This window comes from Capnocytophaga sp. oral taxon 878, from assembly GCF_002999135.1.
GTDB lineage: Bacteria > Bacteroidota > Bacteroidia > Flavobacteriales > Flavobacteriaceae > Capnocytophaga.
Genome location: NZ_CP027229.1, coordinates 2380778 through 2405040, shown reverse-complemented (window position 1 = coordinate 2405040; position 24263 = coordinate 2380778). Strand labels below are relative to the sequence as shown.

General features: G+C 40.7%; 22 protein-coding genes and 1 pseudogene. 9 read left to right on the top strand and 14 right to left on the bottom strand.

Annotation, left to right across the window (positions count from 1 at the left end):
- Positions 1-24: 24 nt before the first annotated feature.
- The 10 genes from C4H12_RS10935 to menA all read right to left on the bottom strand — a co-directional run bounded on the left by C4H12_RS10935 (position 25) and on the right by menA (position 10173).
- A complete protein-coding gene (locus tag C4H12_RS10935; protein WP_106098958.1) occupies positions 25-1563 on the bottom strand; it encodes a hypothetical protein in 1539 nt (512 codons plus the stop codon).
- 15 nt (positions 1564-1578) lie between these two features.
- Positions 1579-2151, bottom strand: coding sequence for a hypothetical protein (locus tag C4H12_RS10930; protein ID WP_106099483.1), 573 nt, complete (start codon positions 2149-2151; stop codon positions 1579-1581).
- A gap of 77 nt (positions 2152-2228) precedes the next feature.
- Positions 2229-2855 (bottom strand): hypothetical protein, encoded by a 627-nt coding sequence (locus C4H12_RS10925; RefSeq protein WP_106098957.1) that lies wholly within the window; start codon positions 2853-2855, stop codon positions 2229-2231.
- A gap of 664 nt (positions 2856-3519) precedes the next feature.
- Positions 3520-4518, bottom strand: coding sequence for a GTPase ObgE (obgE, locus tag C4H12_RS10920; protein WP_106098956.1), 999 nt, complete (start codon positions 4516-4518; stop codon positions 3520-3522).
- Complete coding sequence (locus C4H12_RS10915) at positions 4518-5642, bottom strand: adenylate kinase (protein ID WP_106098955.1); 1125 nt, start codon at positions 5640-5642, stop codon at positions 4518-4520. The genes obgE and C4H12_RS10915 overlap by 1 nt, the downstream gene beginning before the upstream one ends.
- A 29-nt stretch (positions 5643-5671) precedes the next feature.
- Positions 5672-6340: a hypothetical protein gene (locus C4H12_RS10910; RefSeq protein ID WP_106098954.1), complete on the bottom strand. Its 669-nt coding sequence runs from the start codon at positions 6338-6340 to the stop codon at positions 5672-5674.
- Between the two features lie 16 nt (positions 6341-6356).
- A complete protein-coding gene (locus tag C4H12_RS10905) occupies positions 6357-7172 on the bottom strand; it encodes a superoxide dismutase (protein WP_106098953.1) in 816 nt (271 codons plus the stop codon).
- Between the two features lies 1 nt (position 7173).
- Positions 7174-8343, bottom strand: coding sequence for a toxin-antitoxin system YwqK family antitoxin (locus C4H12_RS10900; RefSeq protein WP_106098952.1), 1170 nt, complete (start codon positions 8341-8343; stop codon positions 7174-7176).
- A 166-nt stretch (positions 8344-8509) separates the two neighbouring features.
- Positions 8510-9193, bottom strand: a complete 684-nt coding sequence (locus C4H12_RS10895; RefSeq protein ID WP_106098951.1) for a metal-dependent hydrolase — start codon at positions 9191-9193, stop codon at positions 8510-8512.
- Positions 9194-9270: 77 nt separating this feature from the next.
- Entirely contained in the window at positions 9271-10173 is a 903-nt protein-coding gene (gene menA / locus C4H12_RS10890) for a 1,4-dihydroxy-2-naphthoate octaprenyltransferase (RefSeq protein WP_106098950.1), read from the bottom strand.
- Positions 10174-10829: 656 nt separating this feature from the next.
- Between menA and C4H12_RS10885 the strand changes: the two genes are divergently transcribed.
- From C4H12_RS10885 to C4H12_RS10855, 7 genes are all read left to right on the top strand, one after another.
- Complete coding sequence (locus C4H12_RS10885) at positions 10830-11651, top strand: YwqG family protein (RefSeq protein ID WP_106098949.1); 822 nt, start codon at positions 10830-10832, stop codon at positions 11649-11651.
- Between the two features lie 54 nt (positions 11652-11705).
- Entirely contained in the window at positions 11706-12476 is a 771-nt protein-coding gene (locus C4H12_RS10880; protein ID WP_106098948.1) for a hypothetical protein, read from the top strand.
- 61 nt (positions 12477-12537) lie between these two features.
- Positions 12538-13302, top strand: a complete 765-nt coding sequence (locus C4H12_RS10875; protein WP_106098947.1) for a hypothetical protein — start codon at positions 12538-12540, stop codon at positions 13300-13302.
- 61 nt (positions 13303-13363) lie between these two features.
- A complete protein-coding gene (locus C4H12_RS10870) occupies positions 13364-14128 on the top strand; it encodes a hypothetical protein (protein WP_106098946.1) in 765 nt (254 codons plus the stop codon).
- A gap of 65 nt (positions 14129-14193) precedes the next feature.
- Entirely contained in the window at positions 14194-14454 is a 261-nt protein-coding gene (locus C4H12_RS10865; protein WP_106098945.1) for an immunity 17 family protein, read from the top strand.
- Positions 14455-14689: 235 nt separating this feature from the next.
- The gene (locus C4H12_RS10860; protein ID WP_174688425.1) at positions 14690-15460 is read left to right on the top strand and encodes a hypothetical protein; all 771 of its coding nucleotides are present in this window, start codon (positions 14690-14692) and stop codon (positions 15458-15460) included.
- A 47-nt stretch (positions 15461-15507) separates the two neighbouring features.
- Positions 15508-17679 (top strand): glutamine synthetase III, encoded by a 2172-nt coding sequence (locus tag C4H12_RS10855; protein WP_106098943.1) that lies wholly within the window; start codon positions 15508-15510, stop codon positions 17677-17679.
- Positions 17680-17815: 136 nt separating this feature from the next.
- Here the strand turns inward: C4H12_RS10855 and C4H12_RS10850 are convergent, their stop codons facing one another.
- From C4H12_RS10850 to C4H12_RS10830, 4 genes and pseudogenes are all read right to left on the bottom strand, one after another.
- On the bottom strand, positions 17816-18622 hold the full coding sequence (locus tag C4H12_RS10850; RefSeq protein WP_106098942.1) for an SDR family oxidoreductase: 807 nt from the start codon (positions 18620-18622) through the stop codon (positions 17816-17818).
- Between the two features lie 15 nt (positions 18623-18637).
- The gene (gene dnaG, locus C4H12_RS10845; protein ID WP_106098941.1) at positions 18638-20608 is read right to left on the bottom strand and encodes a DNA primase; all 1971 of its coding nucleotides are present in this window, start codon (positions 20606-20608) and stop codon (positions 18638-18640) included.
- Between the two features lie 142 nt (positions 20609-20750).
- Positions 20751-20939 (bottom strand): annotated as a pseudogene (gene rhuM / locus C4H12_RS10835) (RhuM family protein); the annotation flags it as partial.
- Between the two features lies 1 nt (position 20940).
- Positions 20941-21756 (bottom strand): DUF2262 domain-containing protein, encoded by an 816-nt coding sequence (locus tag C4H12_RS10830; protein ID WP_106098939.1) that lies wholly within the window; start codon positions 21754-21756, stop codon positions 20941-20943.
- Between the two features lie 633 nt (positions 21757-22389).
- Here C4H12_RS10830 and C4H12_RS10825 point away from each other — a divergent pair.
- On the top strand, positions 22390-23028 hold the full coding sequence (locus C4H12_RS10825; protein ID WP_106098938.1) for an NAD(P)H-binding protein: 639 nt from the start codon (positions 22390-22392) through the stop codon (positions 23026-23028).
- An 8-nt stretch (positions 23029-23036) separates the two neighbouring features.
- The gene (locus C4H12_RS10820; RefSeq protein ID WP_106098937.1) at positions 23037-24188 is read left to right on the top strand and encodes a hypothetical protein; all 1152 of its coding nucleotides are present in this window, start codon (positions 23037-23039) and stop codon (positions 24186-24188) included.
- Positions 24189-24263 lie beyond the last annotated feature (75 nt).

Below are 24263 nucleotides of genomic sequence, written 5' to 3'. Positions count from 1 at the left end.
TCAGCTACAAGCTCTTTATTGGGGTCACTTAACTCTAAGTTTCCACATTGTTTCTTCATCAAAGGTTTTAGGGTCGTAGTTTTCCTTGGTTATTTTTTGAAGCTTTCTACTATAAGAATACACACTGTTTTTATCTTTGAAATAGCTCTTGTAACCATATTCATGAGTGTAAATAGCTCCTACAAAAGTAAGCGTATCAAAATCAGCTATATTATCTATGATGATATTGTCAATAATGAGTTTATCTCTTGTAGCATAACACATTTTTAGGTCTTTCACTTCTGATGTAAGGGGTATTTCTCTTACAATCTCAATGGGGAGTGTATGATGTGCTTCTAAATATTTTTTACTAAATAGGGAGGTAATTTTATATATTACCAATTGGTTGTCTACTACAGCTATTTGTGTGGTGCTTGAGTCATCTCCTAACGTTTTTTCATAGTGATAATACTTTTGTTTAGAGGTGAAGGCTTCCCAAACGCGTTTTTCTACCTGTAGAGGGTATAATATTCTATGCCGAGAAATATTATACAGACAAATATATTGTTGCTCTCCATCAGTATACAAATCATAGCTCTTATTTAAGTAATGAAAAGCATACTTTACCTTGTGTAATTTATTGAGATTTCGCACAGCACTCATATCAATAGGTTGATCATCATCTCCCAATGAAATATAATATCCTTCGCTTGTTTTTACCATTTCAAGGGCTTTTACATAAGTAGCATTTTTAAAGGGTAGTACAAATATATCGTCACCATATTTATCACAACTCCACAAATTACCATCTTTAAAATCCAACAAATACTGTTCATAAAGTTCCCCCTCACTTCGGTATCTGATAAAAGTAGCCTCAGTAAATTTTCTCTTACAGCCTCTTGTTCTCAGATCTTTAGTGATTTCTATAAGATCAGTCCCATTGTAATCCATTACATAAAAAGTATTATCGTCATATAACAGATTTTTGTCATAACTATTGGTTTTTTGAAATTGTACGGTTTTAGCATTAAGTCCCTCTATCTTTTTTAAAGTATATGTTCGGTTATCATACTCATACACAAAGTTTTTATCTTTTAACAAAGTAGTATGTTCCAATTCAGCGATAACAGTAGGGTGCTTGGGAAAATCAGGCATTGGAGTAAGCTCACCATCTTTCATAGCTACCCTCACCCACTTACCATTTACATAAAAGCAATTATTCCTGAAAGTTTGAGTAACACTATTAGTAGGAAACATTTTGACAGCTCTTACACACTGTTTCAAATTCGTATAATCTCTAAAATACTCCACAAAATAGTAATCATTGGCATTCGCAATGATTAATTCATTTTCATCCTCCACATCTGTCATAACAATATGAGCCTCTTTACTATCAAAAGGCAATAAATGTTTTTCATAAGAAGTAATCGCGATTTTATTGCGATTGCTATAATATTTCTTTACTAAATACACTTTTTCACCTTCTGTTTTCAAGCTGAAGTCTTCATAGAAAGTTACTATATGATCTGCATAGCTTTTAGCAAGAGACCCTAACAAGACTAATAAAAAAAAGATTCTTTTCATTCTTAGACAGATATTTTAATAATAGACAATACTCCTTGTGTAATGCCGTACGCAATGGGAATTGGTAGTATCCTTTTTGTGAATCCAATTGCCGTGGTCATCATACTCGTAGGTAGTGGCAGGAGAAGAGCGCAAGATACCATTTTTGTAAAAACCTGTAAATGTACAGACTCGTGCTGTGTAAGGAATATCATCACTCCCCTCAGTACATTCTATTTCTTTCTCTATACGTTCCTCTTCGCCTCTTTTGTAGTGATAGGTTTTAGTGTTTGTTATTTCATCTTCCTTGTAAAGATGAATCGTTAGTGTTACTTTCTCTCCTTGATAGGAGTAAAGGTGCTCTTGTGAGAGCTTATTACGCCAAATATACCAAGTATTCTTCACTACATTTCCTTGAGTGTCAAACTCACTGATGCACGTCCATCCAATATACTTTTTGCTATGTTCACACCCTCCTGAATAGGAAGCAGTAGTGGCTTTTACTTGTTTTACTTTTCCTTTCAGGTCATATCTTTCCCAATCAGTTTGCTGAGCTTGCAAGCTGAAAATAAATGTTAGGACTATAAGGGGTAAGAATATATTTTTCATAGAGTTCTTTTTTATATAAAAACCAATCATTTTATACTAAGCTATGAGCCACGGCGTACTATAATTCATTTATTAATTTAACCAATCCACAAATTCGTCAAACAGTCCTTTTTCAGTTCCATAGTATCTCCCAAAGTCACCTCACTCACATCAAAAGGAATAGTAATGATATGCACCCCACTCTTAGACGGCACTATGCTCACCACCTTTTCCTCCCCCAAGGGTCTTACTTTTGCCAACTGCTCTCGTACCCAGCCAATTATCACCTCAGGCTCACTCACCTCATCCACATCTATAATCCAATATTTCTTCAGTGCTTTACTCCCTATCCCTGCCGTATTAATAGCCGACCCCCACAGCCTATCCACCGCAGCGTACGCCTCCTGCGATAACAGTTCCGACAGCTTTTTAAGCATCCCAAAAGCCACATCTTTATAACTCTTAGGATTCAGATTCAACATCGCACGTGCCTCAAAAAGCTCACAAATACGCCCAATTTCCTCCTTTTTTTGCCAAAGATCATTACCGTCTTTCACTTGGTACAACTTCACAATATGCGCATTCTTAGCCAATCCCTCAATATCCTTCTTGCGTTGTATTATCTGTACAGGAAAGAAAAGCAGTTCTTTCTCCCTCTCATCTCTCACTTCTGCAATACGAGCCTCCATCAATCCAGCAAGTACATCAAAATTATCAGTATGCATAATATTTAATAATTCAATCAGACCGCAAATATACAAAAAAACTTTTTACTATTCACTCACCCCTCACCACACTATCCCCTATCTCCTAACTCCTACCCCCTCCACATCTATCCCCTTTCTTCCTCTTCCCTACCTCCCACCCCCTCTCCCCTTCATTACGAATAATGCAAAACCCACCCACCCCCACACTATCCCCTATCTCCTAACTCCTCTTCCCTACCTCCCTCCCCCTCTCCCCTTCATTACGAATAATGCAAAAACCACCCACCCCCACACTATCCCCTATCTCCTAACTCCTTTCCCCTAATAATCAACCCATTACATCCCCACCCTCTTCCCTCTTATCTCTTATCTTTTACCTACTTTAAACGAACCTATAACGAACTATAAACGAACTATAAACGAAGGATAAACATTACCTCCCTGATAATCAGACCCTTCACCCCCAACCCCTCCCTTTGCATAATCCGCAACCCAATCCCCCAAACCCCGCATTTTTCTCACTCTTTTTCCATTTTTTCCCCATTTTTCTCACCCCCTATCCCCTATCTCCTACCCCCTAACTCCTCCCCCCTTTCCCCTATCCCCTCCTCTATAAGCATACAAAAAAGGCTACTAAGTTTCCACTTAGCAGCCTTTTAATTGTATATTATTAAGTTTCTACTTAATGAATCATAGCCCAAAGCTTGTCTTTAAGTTGCTGAATACCTTTCCCCGAAACCGAAGAGATAAATAAGTAAGGAATATCAGTAAAGCTATTTTTTAGTTCATTATCAATAGCCTCCGTAAGCTCCTCATCAAGCATATCACTCTTAGAAATAGCTATTAGTCGCTCCTTATCAAGCAATTCAGGATTGTATTCCGATAGCTCATTAAGCAAAATATGATACTCATTCACTATATCAGGACTATCAGCAGGAATCAAGAACAATAACACCGAGTTACGCTCAATATGCCTCAAAAAATAATGACCCAAGCCTTTACCCTCAGCAGCCCCCTCTATAATACCAGGTATATCAGCCACCACAAACGACTGGTAATCACGGTTCTCAACAATACCTAAGTTAGGCTTAAGAGTAGTGAAAGGGTAATCACCTATTTTCGGTTTGGCAGAAGTAATTACCGACAGTAAGGTTGATTTCCCAGCGTTAGGAAAACCTACAAAACCTACATCAGCAAGCACTTTTAGCTCCAGTAACAGCTCACGCTCTTCACCTGGCAATCCTGGTTGCGCATAACGAGGCGTCTGGTTCGTAGCTGTCCGAAAGTGCCAGTTCCCCAATCCTCCTTTACCACCTCTCAAGGCTATAACCTCTTGCCCATCTTCAGTTATCTCAAAGAGGGTTTCCTCAGTTTCAGCATCTTTAACTATAGTACCCAAAGGCACTTCAAGAGTAATATCCTTACCATTAGCGCCAAAACTGCGGTTAGCTCCACCAGCTTCGCCATGTTCTGCTTGAAAATGTTTTTGAAACTTAAAGTGAATAAGAGTCCATAAGTGCTTATTGCCACGCAAGATAATATGCCCTCCACGACCGCCATCGCCCCCATCAGGTCCCCCCTTCGGGACGAACTTCTCGCGGTGTAAGTGCATAGATCCTGCGCCTCCCTTGCCCGAGGCAGCGTATATTTTAACGTAGTCGGTGAAATTACCTTCGGTCATTATTGTGCTTTTATAGTGTCAATAGCTTGTGAAAGGCGTGTAGTAATCTCTTCAATGGTACCAATACCATCAATAGGACTGTATTTACCTTGCGCTTGATAATAAGCTATAAGCGGAGCTGTTTTCTCGTTGTATTCAGTAAAGCGGTTACGTATTTTCTCCTCATCTTGGTCATCAGCACGTCCACTCACCTTGCCACGTTCTACAATACGTTTAATCAGTACCTCGTCATCAGCCTCCAAAGCCAAAGTACTATGAATGCGCATTCCTTTACTTTCAAGGAAAGCATCAAGAGCCTCAGCTTGCGCAATAGTACGAGGGAACCCATCAAAGATAAATCCTTCAGCATTAGGATTCTTTTCTACTTCAGCTTGTAGCATCTGTATAGTAACCTCATCAGGCACAAGGTCTCCTTTTTCAATGTATGATTGAGCAAGTTTACCTAGCTTCGTTTCATTTTTAATGTTATAACGGAAGATATCTCCAGTTGAAATGTGTACTAAGTTGTATTTGTCTTTCAAGAAAGCGGCTTGGGTGCCTTTCCCAGCTCCTGGTTTGCCGAAAAGTACTAAATTTGTCATTGTTAATGAAGTGTTTAATTGATATACTTGAGGTAGGTTGCGCCCTATTTCATCAAAATCTAAGCCATAGCCCACAATAAATCGGTTAGGAATAGGTTTACCCACATAATCTATTTTAAGATCTTTTTTGTAGGCATCAGGTTTGAAAAATAAGGTAGCAATACGGAAAGATTTTACTTTCTTATCTGCAAAAATACGGTAGATTTCTTCCAAAGTATTACCCGTATCAATAATATCTTCCAATATTACTACATCACGCCCTTCTACAGAGGTAGGTAATCCCATAAGCTGGTGTACCTTCCCTGTTGATTCTGTGCCCTGATATGATGATAGACGCACAAAGTTAATTTCGCATTCGCCTTTGTAGTGTCTCACAAAGTCAGCCGCAAACATAAACGAGCCATTAAGAACCACGACAAAAAGCGGACGTGATTCACTCAAATCTTGATACACCTCTGCAGCCATACGCGCAGCAATTTCATTAAGTTGCTCCGCCGATATATAAGGCTCAAAAGTCTTATCGTGTAATTTAATTAGTTCCATATACAGTTATTAGGATGTTTTTAGTGTTCTTATGGTAATGTAGCACCTACAGCAATATCGCAACGGTGTCCTGGTTGTCCGTGTGGCGGGTTAGGTTTCCCCGAAAAACCTGGTTCCGTAGTGCCCGTATGTTGTTGTGCTTGTTCAGGGTCAATAACTACCTGTTGTTGCACTACTTGGGGTTGTGCAGGGGTAGCAGTAGTTTGCTGTGTAGGTTTGCTGTTAAGAGGTGCCCCTACAGGTATATCACAACGGTGTCCTGGCTGCCCGTGAGGCGGGTTTAGTTTCTCTCCCTTGGCCCCTACATAGCTGGGGGTCTGTTGTACCTGTACTATCTGTTGGGTTTCGTTCGATACCACAGGCATAGCCTCTCCCGCACCTACTGGGTGAGTTTCGTTTTGCAGTTGCGCTATAACATTACTATCATTAGGAAGAGGTGCCCCTACAGCTATATCACAACGGTGTCCTGGCTGCCCATGAGGCGGGTTAAGCGTTACCCCTGCCGGTTGTACTTGTGGCGTATGGTTAGTACTAAGTTGCCCATCCCCAAACGGATTAGCATCTTTACTTTTGTCGCGTTGGGCTTCAGCCATTTCAGTATTAGCCAAAGCATCATCAGCCACAGGTATCTCCTTCGGAGTATTGTTGCAGGCCATAACAGTCCACAGCATTAGTGTCGATACAATAAGTCTTTTCATTTCAATTTATAATAGGTTATTTTGCAAGCACTTGTCCATAAAGCTCAGCTACTCTATTCCAATCAATAACATTGAAAAAGTTAGTAATATAATCACCGCGTTTGTTTTGGTATTTTAGGTAGTAAGCATGTTCCCATACATCCATTCCTAATATAGGGGTTCCTGTTACATCCAAACCTGGCATCAATGGGTTATCTTGGTTAGCAGTAGTTACTATTTGCAGTTTATTGTTATTCACTACCAGCCATACCCACCCCGAGCCAAATCGTTTAGCTCCAGCTTCCGAAAACTGTTCTTTAAACTTCTCAAAACTACCAAAATCACGATTGATAGCATCTCCTAACGCACCCTCTGGCATTCCTCCTCCATTAGGCGAAATAACATCAAAATACATATTGTGGTTGTAATAACCCCCTGCGTTATTGCGCAAGGTAGCGTTATTCATATCCATAGTGCGCAGTATTTCTTCAATTTTCATACCTGCTTTGTTAGTCCCTTCTACAGCTTTATTTAAGTTGTTTAAGTAGCCTACATAGTGTTTTGAAAAGTGAATATACATTGTCTCTTCATCAATGTACTTTTCTACCGCATAGTAATCATATTTTAGAGGCACTATTGCAAAGGCTCCTGCTTTAGCAGTTACATCTTCAGGGTTCCCGTATGATGACATCCTCATAACAGATACATTCATAATTTCTTTTTTAGCCTTCTTAGTTTTCTTAGTATTCCCACATGATGCAGGTGCTTTTTTACTTTGAGCGTTTACATTATCTGTGCTCATAATAGTAGCCAATGCTACCATTGCCAATGTGATTGTGTTTTTTAATTTCATATTAATCTGGGTATTGAGTTGTTTTTATCAAACTTCCTTTATCAAAATGTTCATCATAGTCAGGTTTGCCTGTAGGAGCATAGTGTTTCCATACGCCTTGCTTGAAGTTATCTTTCATCATTCCCTCTTGGCGTAGTTTTTTGCTAGGGTAATACTCTTTATAAGCTCCATTAAGCACTCCTGCTACATAAGTGCGTTCACGTGATAGTACTTCACCTTCTTGGTATTCTTTCCAAACACCTTCTTTATAATCGTTTTTATAAGTCCCTTCTTCTTTAAGATTACCATTTTCGTGGTATTGGGCATATCGCCCATTCTTCTCGTCGTTTTTATAGTTTGTTTCCTCATTAAGCCTACCGTTGGAGTGGTAAGTCTTTCTAGCTACTAATTTATCATTGTCAAACACCTGTTCATCTATCAATATCCCTGCGCCATTATAGTTTTTGCGTGAGCCGTGTAGCTTGCTATCTTTGTATGATACTTCTCTTTTCAGGTTGCCATTTAGGTGAAAGTCGCGTTGGGTATAAGTATTTTCGTCCTTGTATTCACGTTGTTCACGTAGCAAATCATTATCCCATTTATCTTCCCATTTACCCGAAGGTTTCCCATTGGTATAGTACTGGGTTGATGTATAATTACCGCGGTTACTCACCATTTTACGCCACCATTTACCGTGTTTCTCACCGTCTTTATAGCTTTCTGTACGCTCCAACTCTCCTTCATCATTGTAGAATTTCCATTCTCCATTAGGCTTTCCTTCCTTGTAAAAACGCTCTTCTGATAGCTTCCCATCGCTGTAATAGTCTTCGCTTTTGCCATCCAGTTTGCCATTTTTATAGGTAGTAAGTCTATAAGTTTTACCTTCTCGGTAGCGCACAAATTTACCATCAGGCTCTCCGTTTTTATAGTGCTCTTCAGCCGTAAGGGTGCCTTTATCATCATAGTGTTTTAGCGCACCGTTTATGCGTCCTTTGGTGTAACTAGCCTCGTAGTAGTTACCATTACCGGTAGCTACTTTATAAGCTCCCTCCAAAGGCTCACCTGTACGGTATAGCATGTACATTTTTTCAGTACCAAAACGTTGTTCGCTAATCTCATCATCCGAGATAAATTTCTGTGCATAAGTGCTACCCGTTAGCAGCACTCCCAATAAGATAAGATACTTTGTCATTTTAGGTGTCAGGGTGTTATAAATTAGTAGCACTATGGCAGTGCCATATAATGAGAGGGCACCTCCTTAAGCTCAGTAAGGTTTTATCCTTTCATAGCCTTTAGGCGGTGCTGTATATTTGTTTAATGTAAGCCTACTCCATCGGCAAGGCATCCATCAGGCTGCTCTATACCAGTAAAGTCTGTCCTATGTTCAGTAATACAAGCTCTTTCCCTTTAGCTTTAAAACTGCGCACAGCTAGGTCCTTATCATCTACTTTTATGATATGAAATGTATCGTAATGGTAGCCCAACACCTTGTTACATTTCACAAAGTCCGAAGCCATAATCGCATCTTCCACATCCATAGTGAAGTTACCTCCTATAGGCAATACAGCTAGGTCAAGCTTATAACGCACCGGTATAAGCTGCATATCAAAATGCAAAGCCGTAGCCCCTGCTACATAAAGGGTCTTCTCCAAAGTCTTGATAATAAATCCACATGCACAGCCACCAGCCTTACCATTCTCAAAGGTCGATGAGTGCAATGCAGGTACCATCTTAACCGATCCAAAAGGAAAATTGTATGAACCTCCCAAATCCATAGGGTGTGCATTCTCTATCCCAAGATCAAAAAAGTAGTTTGAAATCTCAAAGTTAGAGATGATCTTAGCCTTCGTACGTTTAGCTATACGCTCCACATCCGAGGTATGATCTTGTTGCGCCGTAGTTATCAAAATGTAATCTGCCGGAATACTGTTAATATCAATACCACTTGCAGCAGGATTCTCGCTGATAAATGGATCTACCAGCAAATGGGTATCGCCTATTTTTATACTCAAACAAGCGTGTCCATAGTAAGTTACTTCCATAGTGTTTAATTTAAATTTATCTATTTCCTCAATATCATAGCCTATAGCTCAATCCTCTAAGCCAACAATATGCCTATTCAATAATATATCTGTCCAATAAAAAAAAGAACCGCCATCACAAAAGTACTTAGCGCTACTACTTTTAACTGACTGTCCAGCTCACGCGTATCTGTGTTCCTCTTTACTATAAGCAGATGAACCGTTAATGGCACAAAGGCCAATATATATAACAGCTGCCACCGCGTTTGCAACCTCAGTACCGAAAAACATAACATACTAACCATCGCCAATACCACCAAGTAATAATGATAATATTTAGCCAATGGCAATCCCATCTTCACTACCAGTGTATGCTTTCCAGCGCGCCTATCGCTAGCCTCATCCCGCATATTGTTCAGGTTCAGCACAGCCACACTCAGCAATCCCACAGCAGTAGCCGGCAGTAAGCTTATAGCTTTCAGCTCTTGTGTGTACAAAAATTCACTCCCTATCACACTCACCAGCCCAAAGAACACAAATACAAACACGTCTCCTAAGCCCCTATAGCCATAAGCCGATTTGCCCACCGTGTACTTAATAGCAGCAGCTATGCACAGCAAGCCCAGCACCAAGAATACACCAACATACAGCCAGTTATCCTTGCCAAAGGCCGTGTATATAAGCACCATTGCCGATACCAGCGAGAGCCCAGCCGTTACCAGCACTACTCTTTTCATCTGTTTTGCACTAATGCTACCACTTTGTACAGCCCTTTTAGGGCCTACCCTTTCAGCATTATCCGTACCCTTTACCCCATCGCCATAGTCATTAGCAAAGTTCGAGAGTATTTGCAGCAAAACAGTAGTAATAAGCGCCCATATCAGCACCTCACTACTAAAAGCCTCGTGTCTATAAGCCAAGGCACTACCTACTATAATCCCCGATACCGATAGGGGCAAAGTACGCAAGCGCGCCGCTTTAATAAGAGTGATTATATTCATAGAATGTGCAAAGATACAAATAATTTACAAATAACAATGAACAACACTTTTTTTTTCACACCCCCGCCATTCCCTCCCTACCTCTTATATCCTACTGCCTAATACCTAACTCCCACCCCCCAACCCTTCCCTCTCTCTTATCTCTTACTCCCTAATTCCCACCCCATCTATCCCCCATCTCCTAACTCCTATCCCCTAATTTCCTCCCCATCTAACTCCTATCTCCTCCCTCCTCTCCCCTAAATTGCGAATTCTTCAAAAACCACCCACCCCCTCCCTATCCCCTATCTCCTAACTCCTTCCCCCTAATAATCAATCCATTACATCCCCACCCTCTTACCTCTTATCTCTTACCTTTTACCTACTTTAAACGAACCTATAACGAAGGATAAACGAACTATAAACGAAGGATAACCCTCACCTCCTTGATTTCCAGCCCCTCCACACCCAACCCCTCCCTTTGCATTATCCGCAACCAAATCCCCCAAACCCTACATTATTCTCAATCTTTCCCTATTTTCTCCTCATTTTTCTCATCCCCTATCCCTATCTCCTACCCCCTAACTCCTCCCTGCCTATCCCCTATCTCCTCCCTCCCTCCCTTGTTATTTTCAAATTAATTCGTACTTTTGCAGCACATAAATTTGTATCATATTATGACCCCAACACAAACCCAAATCGAGCAACTCATCACCCACCTCAACGCCACCACACAGCGTGAAGTAATCCGCATTTCGCTATCCTTAGCCAATCACTTAGCCCTTACCGATAGCAAAGTGGGCGGACTCCCCTACATCCCCCAAGGTGGCTCCCTCCCTACCTCTGCCCAGGGCAAACCCCTCTTTATGCTCGCACAAATCAACTGCGAGCAATTGCCCGAAAACAATCTATACCCCCAAAAAGGACTCTTACAGTTTTGGATTGCCGATACCGAAGATTTTATGTATGGCTTAGATCTTGACCACCCTTGTAGCAATAATACCAAAAGAGTCTTGTATTACCCCAATATTGGCAATGCACTGCCTGTAGATAAGTTTATCGATCACTATACCTTTGAAAGCGGATACTTGCCTTTTGATGTTGGCTTGGAATTTGCTATGGATTTTAGTAAAGATACTGAAACAATCTCACTTAGTGAGGGTGATGCTTATAGGTTTTTCGTCAGAAAGTGGAATGAAACTTTTTCCGATACTATAAGAAATTTGTCCTATTTACCTAATGATACTTGTGAGGAAATCTATAATTTGGTTGATGATGAAACAGGACATAAAATAGGTGGCTATCCTTACTTTACCCAAGCCGATCCTCGCAAAGAAAAAGACCCTCATACCTTCCTACTGCTCCAAATACATAGCAATCTGATAGATAATGCCGAGATTATGTGGGGCGATTACGGCGTAGCCAATTTCTTTATCAGTCCTAAAGATTTAGCCTCCTGCAAATTCGATGACGTTCTCTATAACTGGGATTGCAGCTAACCTTTTTAATAAAAATGCCCGTGCGGCTCACACCTAACACCTAAAAAAACAACTATGAAACATATTTTAATAACCTTGTTACTATGTGCGCCTTCTATATACGCACAAAATCCCTTAAAAGGCGAATGGATAACTAACTCTCTGTTGGGTAAATTCAAAGAAAAAGACAGCAACTTATTTGAACTTACGAAAGACGAAGATGAAATATCAGGTATTGCAACGGAATTTGAAAAGAACGACAAAAATCAATATAGGTCGTATTACTTTGCCCCTTGTGGCTACGACTGTTTCTCTTCTATAACAGGAACATTTAAACTTATTGCCCCCTCGTATGTGCGCCTCAATGCCCTAACTTTTGAGCAACATGGCAATTGCGAAAAGAAAAACAAAACGTTGCATAACGATACCGCCGATTATTACATATACAAAGTCTCAGATAAGAAAATCTTCTTAGTGAAAAGCACTTCAAGAAATGAAAAAGAAGATCAAGAAAAGGCTAAAAACTATTTGTTAGTAACCGGTATAAAGGAAGATGTAGTATATAAACATGAAACAAAAATGAAGGTGGAAACTAAATTTAAATATATAGGAGCATTACCTACGCAAGTAGAGAAATATGCTACTGATATACTTCACTTGAAAAAATTCAAGATACTTGCTTATAACCAATTAGAAGATAGAGCGGCTTGGGTATTTGCGGTAAAAGACCTCACCACAGAAACTATAACCTATGTAATACAAGAAAATTGTTATGATGAAAAAGATAAAGAAATGTCTTGCTTTTTTGATCGTACCGAAGCCGAAATGGAAAAGTTCAGACAATAAAAATAACTATCCTTGCTGACGCGAACTTGTAGCTCGTGCTCTCTAACCCCTATAAACAACTATGAAACATATTTTAATAACTTTGTTACTATGTGCGTCTTCTATATACGCGCAAAATCCCTTAAAAGGCGAATGGATAACCAACACTCTGTTGGGTAACTTCAAAGAAGAAGACTGCAATTTATTTGAACTTACAAAAGACGAAGATGAAGTATCAGGTATTGCAACGGTATTTGAAAAGAACAACAAAAATCAATATAAATCATCTTACTTTGCCCCTTGTGGCAACGACTGTTTCCCCTCTATAACAGGAACATTTGAGCTTATTGCCCCCTCGTATGTACGCCTCAATGCCCTAACTTTTGAGCAATATGGCGATTGCGAAAAGAAAAACGAAACGTTGCATAACGATACCGCCGTTTATTACATATACAAAGTCTCTGATAAGAAAATCTTCTTGGTAAAAAGCACTTCAAAAAATGAAAAAGAAGATCAAGAAAAGGCTAAAAACTATCTGTTGGTAACCGGTATAAAGGACAATCTAGTGTATAACCGAAATTACAAAATGAAAGTCAAGACTAAGGGTATAGAACCATTACCTACGCAAGTAGAGAAATATGCTACCAATGTACTTCACTTGAAAAAATTCAAGATACTTGCTTATAACCAATTAGAAGATAGAGCGGCTTGGGTATTTGCGGTAAAAGACCTCACCACAGGGGCTATAACCTATGTAACACAAGAAAATTATATTGATGCAAAGGGTAAAGAAGTCGTTGGCTTTTTTGATTGTACCGAAGCCGAAATGGAAAAGTTCAGACAATAAAAATAACTATCCTTGCTGGCGCGAACTTGTAGCTCGTGCTCTCTAACCCCTATAAACAACTATGAAACATATTTTAATAACCTTGTTACTATGTGCGTCTTCAATGTATGCACAAAATCCCTTAGAAGGTGAATGGATAACCAACACTCTGTTGGGTAATCTGAAAGCAGAATCCCAAAACCTACTTGTACTTACACAAAGAGAAGGTGAAAGAGGTGGTTATGCAACGGAATTTAAAAAGGACAACAAAAATCAATATAGGTCGTATTACTTTGCCCCTTGTGGCAACGATTGTTTCCAATCTATATCAGGAACATTTGAGCTTATAGCCCCCTCGTATGTACGCCTCAATGCCCTAACTTTTAAGCAATATGGCGATTGCGAAAAGAAAAACGAAACGTTGCATAACGATACCGCCGTTTATTACATATACAAAGTCTCAAATAAGAAAATCTTCTTGGTAAAAAGCACTTCAAAAAATGAAAAAGAAGATCAAGAAAAGGCTAAAAACTATCTCTTGGTAACCGGTATAAAGTACAATCTAGTGTTTAACCGAAATTACAAAATGAAAGTCAAGACTAAGGGTATAGAACCATTACCTGCACAAATAGAGGAATATGCTACCAATATACTTCACTTGAAAAAATTCAAAATACTTGTTTATAACCAATTAAGATGGGCAGCGGTTTGGGTATTCGCTGTAAAAGATCTCACCACAGGGGCTATAACCTATGTAACACAAGAAAATTATATTGATGGAGAGGGTAAAGAAGTCGTTGGCTTTTTTGATTGTACTGAAGCCGAAATGGAAAAGTTCAGAGAGTAACATTGAAGAAGTGAAAGAATACAGAAAGAACTAAGATATACTAAAAGATAGAAACATATTAGGTTATGGAAAATCTAACACCAAATTTTTTTGAAAATCCAGCTACTATTTTCCTTATTGCAGCGATTGTACTTATTATCTTTGTAATAGGTATTATCTTAGATAAGGATTGGGCAGTTTTTATTATAAGAAAATCAGGATTTACCTTTTACATTGCCTCGTTAGGTAGAAAAGCCGTGCGCATCTATCAAGGGATTGGTTTTACCATAGGTGCTATTGCAGCTTTATTTCTATTTGCTTATTATTCAGGATATTTTAACAAATAACACGCCAATTTAGTGGGAAGATAAAATCCTCTTTTGGGCGTTTATTTAAGAAAAGAAAGGATAAGACAAACAAGATACCGACCTCTGCTGCGGATAGTATGGGAGGAAGAATAAGCCAGAGAGGTAAGGATAATAAAGAATATAGAATTTATGAAAGATATAGATTTCATTACATTAGTAATTATAGATAAAATTGCCCGTACGGCTTGTACCTAAACCCTAAAAAAAAATAGCTATGAAACATATTTTAATAACTTTGTTACTATGTGCGTCTTCAATGTATGCACAAAATCCCTTAAAAGGTGAATGGATAACCGCTTCTCTGTTGGGTAACTTCAAAGAGGAATATCAAAACCTGCTTGTGCTTACTCGAGAAGGACGTGAAAGCTTTGGTTATGCAACGGTATTTGAAAAGAACGACAAAAATCAATATAGGTCGTATTACTTTGCCCCTTGTGGCAACGACTGTTTCCCCTCTATAACAGGAACATTTGAGCTTATTGCCCCCTCGTATGTGCGCCTCAATGCCCTAACTTTTGAACAAACTGGTGATTGTAAACACAAAAACGAAAAGTTGCATAACGATACCGCCGATTATTACATATACAAAGTCTCAAATAAGAAAATCTTCTTGGTAAAAAGCACTTCAAGAAATGAAAAAGAAGATCAAGAAAAGGCTAAAAACTATTTGTTAGTAACCGGTATAAAGGAAGGTGTAGTACATAAACATAAAACAAAAATGAAGGTGGAAACTAAATTTAAATATATAGGAGCATTACCTACGCAAGTAGAGAAATATGCTACTGATATACTTCACTTGAAAAAATTCAAGATACTTGCTTATAACAAATTAGAAGATAGAGCGGCTTGGGTATTTGCGGTAAAAGACCTCACCACAGAAACTATAACCTATGTAATACAAGAAAGTTGTTATGATGAAAAAGATAAAGAAATGTCTTGCTTTTTTGATTGTACCGAAGCCGAAATAAAGAAGTTCAGACAATAAAAACAACCTCCCTAATCCCTAACCACTAAAAACCTAACACCAAAAAAATGTTACGATTCACCGCTCTCACTACCGCACAAAACCGCAAACCGGTGGCGGTACCCGAAAATGGCAAACGCTCCGAACTGTTTGCCCAAAATGTATTCAACGAAGAGGCTATGCGCCAACTGATGACCCGCGATGCCTTTGCCGCTGTAATGAACGCCATTCACAATGGCACTAAAATCGACCGCCGCGTAGCCGACCAAGTGGCGACCGCTATGCGCGATTGGGCAATCTCCAAAGGCGCTACCCATTACACCCACTGGTTCCAACCTCTTACAGGGGGTACTGCCGAAAAACACGACGCTTTCTTTGAGCCCGTTACCCGCGACCGCGCTATCGAACGCTTCGGCGGCGGACAGCTGGTTCAACAAGAATCCGATGCTTCCAGCTTCCCCAATGGCGGTATCCGCAATACTTTTGAGGCACGTGGCTACACAGCTTGGGATCCTTCTTCACCGCCTTTTGTATATGGCACTGTGCTTTGTATCCCTACTATCTTCATCGCCTATACCGGCGAAGCGTTGGATAACAAAACGCCCTTGCTTAAAGCCCTTAGCGCTATCGATCAAGCAGCTACCGAGGTAGCCCATTATTTCGACAAGAATGTGACCAAAGTAACCACTACCTTAGGCTGTGAACAAGAGTACTTCCTCATCGATAAAGCCCTTGCCAATACCCGCCCCGATTTGATGATTACCGGCAGAACCCTCTTAGGGCATCAAGCGGCTAAGGGGCAACAGTTAGATGACCATTATTTAGGGGCAATTCCTACCCGTGTGTTGGCTTTTATGCGCGATTTGGAACAAGAGTGCCTATTGCTCGGGATCCCCGTCAAAACGCGCCATAATGAAGTCGCGCCTAATCAGTTTGAGTTGGCGCCTATCTTTGAAGAAGCCAACCTTGCTGTCGATCAAAACTCACTGCTAATGGATGTGATGCGCAAGGTAGCCGAGCGCCACGATTTTGTCATCCTATTCCACGAAAAACCCTTTGCAGGAGTGAATGGCTCTGGTAAGCATAATAACTGGTCATTAGTTACTGATACAGGCGTAAACCTCTTGGCACCCAGCAAAACACCTATCAAGAACCTGCAATTCCTCACTTTCTTCATCTGTACTATCAAGGCAGTATGTGAATACGAGCCTTTGTTAAGAGCCTCGGTAGCATCAGCGACTAATGATTACCGATTAGGTGCTAACGAAGCCCCTCCTGCCATAGTATCGGTATTTATAGGCGAACAGCTTACCCAATTGTTAGATGCCTTAGAAGTATCCTCCGATAACCTATCTCCCGAAGAAAAAACAGAACTCAAACTGAATGTAGTAGGTAAAATACCCGACCTCTTCCTCGATACTACCGACCGCAACCGGACTTCGTCTTTTGCCTTTACGGGTAACAAGTTCGAGTTCCGCGCAGTGGGTTCTAAAGCCAACTGTGGCAAGCCTACAATGGTGCTCTGCACTATCGTAGCCCAACAGCTCACCGAGTTTAAAAAAGCAGTTGATGCCCTTATAGAAGAAGGGAAGAAGAAAGAAGATGCGATTTTTAAAGTATTGCGCCGCTACATCAAGGAAAGTAAGAAAATACGCTTTGAAGGCGATGGTTATAGCAAAGAATGGGAAGAGGAAGCTGCCCGTCGCGGTTTGAGTAATCATAAAACTACTCCTGAGGCACTGAAAGAAAACATCAGTGAGAAGGCTGTGGCTTTGTTTGAAAGTACAGGCGTACTGAGCAAAGTAGAGCTTTTGGCGCGTTATGAAATTGCCTTAGAAGAATATGTAAAAACGGTACAGATAGAATCGCGTGTGCTGGGCGATATCGCACTGAACCACGTGGTACCAACAGCAGTGCGCTACCAAAACACGCTTATTGAAAACGTGAAAGGCTTAAAAGAAATATTTGGCGATAGCTATCAAGAAGTAGCAGCCGAGCAAATGGAGCTCATACGCCATATTTCCGAGCATATCAAGGTTATTCACAGCCAGGTGGAGGCAATGGTAGAGGCGCGCAAGCACGCTAACCACCTTCCCGACTTTGAAGCCAAAGCTAATGCCTATTGCAATGAGGTAAAACCTTTCTTTGAGGTAATACGCTACCATTGCGATAAGCTTGAACTTATGGTAGATGATGAGCTTTGGACACTCACCAAATACCGCGAACTGTTATTTAATTAGCAAATGTAAAAATTTGCAAATTAGCAAATTTGTAATTTGCAATTAAAATCTTAACCTTGAATAAACTGAATAATACAAAAAGAGCCAATGTGCCTATACTGCACATTGGCTCTTTTGTTGGTTTATGGGGCAGAAATTAATGGTTTAAATGGTAGTGTTTCATAAGCATTTTTTCATAGCGCTTGCTGGGCAAAAGGCGCTTAAGTGCTATTGATATTTTCTGTAAGAAACTACCTTGCTTGTAATGTACTTTGGGGTGAGGGGTATTAATAACCTTAAGTATTTTGGCAGCCATCTCGGCAGGATTACCGCCGCTATTAACATGCTCATTCATCAGGTTGAGTTGCTCCTGATATACCTGTGCATAAGCAGAATTCTCTATCACGGGGGCGTGATAACGGCGTGAAGCTATATCGGTAGCGTAATCACCTGGTGAAATGGTAGTAACCTCAATACCAAAAGGCTTTACTTCCATACGCAAGGCTTCGGTTATAAGCAGCAAGGCGCCTTTGCTAGCAGAATAAGCACCCCGAAAAGGCAAGCCCATATAACCAGCAATAGAGGCAATGTTAATAATCAGCCCGCTGTGCTGTGCCCTCATAGTAGGTAACACTTGCTGTATCACGCTAATAGCCCCATAAAGATTGGTAGCAAAAACGTTATGCAGCTGCTCGGTAGGAAGTTCTTCAAGAGCGCCAGTAATACCTACACCTGCATTATTGATAAGGATATCAATACGGCCAACCTCAGCAATGATTTGCTGTACGGCAGCTTGTACTGAAGCCTCATTGCGCACATCCATAGGTAGAAGGCGGAAGGGTAGGTTATGATGGTCGGTATTTCGGGCTGTGCCATATACTAAAAAACCTTTTTGTACAAGGAGCAAGGCTGTTTCTTTGCCTATACCCGATGTAGCCCCTGTAATAAGTACTATTTTTTTCATCAATTGATTTAGTTATTAATAATTAACCACTACATTAAGGCGTTTAGCCAATATTTTCTGTAATTGGATATAATTCATTATGGTTTCCAGCAGCTCACGCCTCTGTTCATCGGTGGCTTGTGGAAGCTGCTCACTGGTAGTGTTTATAAGGTGGCGCACCAATAAAGCACGTATATTGAGTATGATATCGGAAATAGCATCATTGATATGAGCATCTTTGTCCTTGGCTATGATATCGCGGTGTTCCCACTTGTTTAGCTGTCGGTTTTCATCTTCCATAAGCAGGTTGGATACTTGCTCACTAAGGTCTACTGGAAGTTCATTGGCGATGCGGTTCACATCATAATGAGGGTTTTGTGCTAATTTATCCATTAGCAGCTGGTATATTTGTTTGAAATTGGGGTTGGCGAACTCTATTTCATCTTCTTGTAGCTCAAGGAATATTTTTTCATACACTTTAAGGTTTTGCTGTATTTGTTGTTCTTTGAGGCTACCGTCTTCTTCTTCGACAAGAATAGTATCAAGAAAAACACACTCGCGGCTGCCGTATAGAAGGAGGTTTTTTATCAGGTCGTGTTCCAATACCTCCAGCCTATTTACGGTGCGTTTTTTGTTTTCTTCTGGGGTTTTTATTACCTGCATAGTAGGCTGCTTGCGCTCTACTTTTTGTCCTTCATAAAGGTCTTTTTTGAGTATTTGTGACAGTGTAGTAAAAAGCACTTGTTCGGATATTTGCATAATTGAGGCACACTCCTGTACATATACCTCTCGCTTGATAGGGTCGGGTATTTTGGAGATGCTCTCTACCATATCGCGTATGGTTTGTGCTTTTTTGATAGGGTCGTTTTGAGCCTCTTGCATTAAGAGGGAGGCTTTAAAGCGGATGAAATCGGTAGCGTTTTGTTGTAAGTAGGCAAGCAAATCTTCATAGGCGGTTTTGCGAGCGAAGCTATCGGGGTCATCGCCATCGGGGAAGGTGCATACCTTCACATTCATACCCTGTTCCAAGATGAGGTCGACCCCGCGAATGGAGGCGCGCAAGCCTGCGGCATCGCCATCGTAGAGTACAGTGATGTTGGGGGTAAGGCGGTGAATGAGGCGTATTTGATCCTGTGTGAGGGCTGTACCGCTAGAAGCTACTACATTTTCGATGCCTTTTTGGTGCATTTGGATCACATCGGTATAGCCTTCAACCAGATAGCAGTTATCGGCTTTGGCGATGGCTTGCTTGGCAAAGAAGATGCCGTAGAGGACTTTGCTTTTGTGATAGATATCACTTTCGGGGGAGTTGAGGTATTTGGCTTGCTTTTTATCGTTGGTAAGGATGCGCCCTCCGAAGCCCAATACGCGTCCGCTCATAGAGTGTATGGGGAACATTACGCGTCCTTTGAAGCGGTCGAAGTGTTTGCCTTCGGCATTTACGCCTGTGAGACCTGTTTTGACCATATACTCCAGCTGGTATCCTTTGGCGAGGGCGGTATCGGTAAAGGCTGTCCACTCATCTAATGAAAAGCCTAATCGGAATTTTTGAATGGTTTCATCGGTAAAGCCACGTTCTTTGAAGTAAGTAAGTGCTATGGCTTTGCCAGCTTCGGTACTGGTGAGGTTATCTTGGAAGTACTGTTGGGCGTACTCTGAGACTACATAGAGGCTTTCGCGCTCATCGGCTTGTGCTTTTTCCTCATTGGATTGCTCGGTTTCTTCAATATCGATATGGTATTTTTTAGCCAAATAGCGGATGGCTTCGGGGTAGGTGAAGTGCTCGTGTTCCATAAGGAATGCGATGGCATTCCCGCCTTTGCCACTACTGAAGTCTTTCCATATTTGCTTTACGGGAGAGACCATAAAGCTGGGTGTCCGCTCATTGGAGAAGGGACTTAAGCCTTTGTAATTGGCACCGGAGCGCTTGAGTTGAACGAAATCGCCGATGACTTCCTCAACGCGCATTTGGTCATATACTTTATCGATGGTGTTTTTTGATATCACTGTTTTTTTAGATTAAGGAAGGAAGGATTAATTTGTTAATTGTTTGAGGTCGTCCTCTAATTCTTTAAAGCTGTTTTCACGTTCTATTTGGCGTTGCTTAGTTTGGTATTTTTCATACTCTTGAGAGGATTTCTGTATGGGCTTGTTGTGACTTTACTCGATAACCTACTGAGATGATCACATCCAGATTGTAATATTCTACCTGATAGTTTTTACCATCGGTGGCAGTTGTTGCAAAATGTGCAACAACTGAGTTTCTGTATAGTTCTCCTTCTTGGTTTTGGTATATGAGAAACTGTGAGTTCATAGGGTTTATTTCTTTGTTTATCATTCTACCCCTCGATAGTAGCTTCTTTGAGCTCGCCGTTGAGGTTGCCATATACGGTAATGGCGTGCCCCCAGAATATATCGTCGTCGTCAAAATAGATACAGAAACGCTGGTCGGCAAAGAGAACTAACTCTGTTATACTGATACGCTGGGCAAAGTGTTGTGGTGTAATATCGGGGGCATTGGCATCTTCTTCTTTTTGCCATTCGTTGGCTAAATCAGTAAGTTTTTCGGCTGCAAAGGTTTTGAGATGTTCTATCCACGCTTTGAAGTTGGCAAGGGCTGTTTGCCTAAAAAGGTTTAGGAGTTCTTTTAGTTTTTCGATATCATCGGTATGAACATTTAGTGAAAGCCCGTCTTCTTCCTCTTGGTAATACATTTCTCCTTCGAAACTGCCGTATATTTTGTTGAGCTCGAGTGAAAAATCATCGTCTTCATAGGTTACTTCGGTATTATATTCTTCTAAAATAGCCTCAAAACGAGGTTCTGTTACATTCTCCTCTACTATTTCGACCAACATAAATGTGTGTTGGAAAACTTTAGAAGCGTTTTCGGGTTTTATAGGGCGTACTTTTAGGCGGAATGCCTTTTGTGCCTGAAAGAAATGTTTCCAATCTTTTTCAACGAGCCATTCTATGCGAGTGTTTTTATAAAAAAGTTCTCCTGTTTCTACATCTATGTAAGCTAAAGGGTCGTTAGAAGGTACCCAAGCTCCGTTATAATAACTTGCTCCATTAGTACGTATTTCAATAAGGGCTATGATTTCCTTTTCTTGGGGGAGGAACTTATCTGAGAATTTTTGTGTGATTTCTGGGGTCATAGTTGTAAGGATTATTCTTCTAAATTGGCAAAATTATAAAATAATTTCTAATTGACAAAGTTTGGATAGGTAAGAGAGAAGAGAAGGGGATAGGCAGGGAGGAGATAGGGGATAGGAGTTGAGAATAATGTAAGAATTGGGGGATTTGGTTGCGGATTATGCAAAGGGTGGGGAGGGGTGGGGAGGGGCTGGAAATCAAGGAAGTAATGTTTATCCTTCGTTTATAGTTCGTTTATCCTTCGTTATAGGTTCGTTTAAAGTAGGTAATAGATAAGAGATAAGAGGGAAGAGGGTGGGAGTGTAATAAGCTGATTATTAATGGAAAGGAGTTAGGAGATAGGGGATAGGGAGAGGGGAGGTGGTTTTTGCATTATTCGTAATTTAGGGGAGAGGAGGAAGGAGATAGGAGTTAGATGGGGTGGGAATTAGGGGATAGAAGGGAGGAGATGGGGGATAGATGGGGTGAGGTTAGGAGATGGGAGATAGAAGGGGTGGGGTTAGGAGATAAGAGGTAAAAGGGTGGGGGAAATAAGTGGAGGGGGAATAGGACTTGTAATGAGTTTTTTTGTATATTTGCCGCCTGTATAGGCTGTTAATTGGCTTTGGTTATTATATATTAACTTTTTTCTGAAAATGAAGGCTCTGATTATTGGTGCTACAGGTGCCACTGGGAAAGATTTATTGTTACAACTTTTAGAAGATGATGCTTATAGGGAAATACATAGCTTTGTGCGTAAGGACAATGGCTTTAGACACCCTAAACTAAGGACTCATTTGGTTGATTTTGATAGGATTGAACAATGGGCAGAGTTGGTTTGTGGTGAGGTAGCCTTCTGCTGTTTGGGGACTACCTTGGCGGTGGCTGGTAGCAAGGAGGCACAATGGCGGGTGGATTACGACTATCAGTACGCTTTTGCGCAGCAGTGTTATAAGAATGGGGTAGGGCGCTTTGTGCTGGTATCGGCAGCGGGAGCTAAGGCAGAGTCTAAACTGTTTTATAACCGTATGAAAGGAGCGTTGGAGGAGGCTGTTAAGGGGCTTGGGTTTGAGTGCTTGCTTATTTTTCAGCCCTCTATCCTTATTCGCCCTAAGAGCAATAGAGGAGGAGAGAATATTACTGTAAAAGTTATTAGTTTTTTAAACAAATTGGGCATTCTGCGGCGCTATAAACCTATGCCTACCGCTATTCTTGCCGAGAGAATGCGTAAAGAAGCTGCTACTGCCCCTAATGGGATACATACTTTTACATTAGATGAGATATTTTTAAAATAAAGAAAATAATGCCAAAAACTTACGGAAAATTTACGCTATCCCTCACAGGGAAAGATAGCCATAAGGTGAATATTACCCCAGGACAGGGTAGATTTACTATTGCCCCTAAAGCATCGGGGGAGAAAGCAGATGCTTATGTGGATGCTGATACGCCTATACTATGGGACGTTTTCAATGATTTTAAGGTGCCTGCAGGAGGTAACTGGCCCAGAGTGATGGATTATATGGGGAATGACACCCTATTTATAGAATGGACAGAACGCCGCGAAATGGAGTGCTTTGATTGGACACTAATGGCTCCTGCAAGGGTGGATGCATCAAAGGCAAAGATTGAATATTTATCGGTAGATAATAATGATTATCCTCTTCATATTAAGATAGGTAACAAGTGGTTGAGAGGTTTTAGTTTGCAAGGGAATCCTGATAAGGTAACGCTTGAGGTGGCAGTTCCTTTGAAGAGTATCTCATTTAGCATCAGGACTGAAAAGAAGAATAATACTCCTGTATCTTTGCCTGAATTTGAAGCGCTAAAAGATATTACTACTATCAATATAAGCACGCCGGTAGGGGGACAACCTTTTGACTGCGGGAGCTTGTTGCAGTTCAAGAAACTGAAGACTGTGAGATTGAATGGAAGTATGTGTAATATGGAGGCTTTGGGTAAATTAGACCTTAGCGGTATTGAGGTGCGCTATTGCCCTGATATGACTGGATTACCTGCTTTGAATACGTGGGCAGACCTCAGCTATTGTATTTTCTGGAATGTGGAAGAGGTAAGAGGTAAGGTACTGAGAAAAGAACTGAAAGAATTGGAGAAAACGCGAGGGTTGAGTGAATATGCTTCAGTCTCAAACCTTCATCCAAAAAGTTGGTTTGCTACTGAGTTTAACATTCCTTTTGCTTCGTGGGAAGGTAAGAACGGTAGAGAGGCGATGAAAGCCTATAAAACTGCCCTCAAAGCAATAAAAAAGGCTAAAGATGAGAAAGAAGTAAAGAGCTTATTAGAAGTGCTTATAACCGTTATCAACGGATTGCCTAATATAGAAACCACTGAGCGAGAAGACACCTACGAGGCGGTATGCCAATTGGCAGAAGTAGCGCCTTTTGAGATTGAAGAAGAGAAAGTGCAAGAGTGGTTTGATGAGGTGAGAGACTTTTGATAGGATAATATGTTAATTATTAGTGTTTCGGTACTTAATGAATAGTAAATAAAGTGTTATCGGTTAGAGCTTATT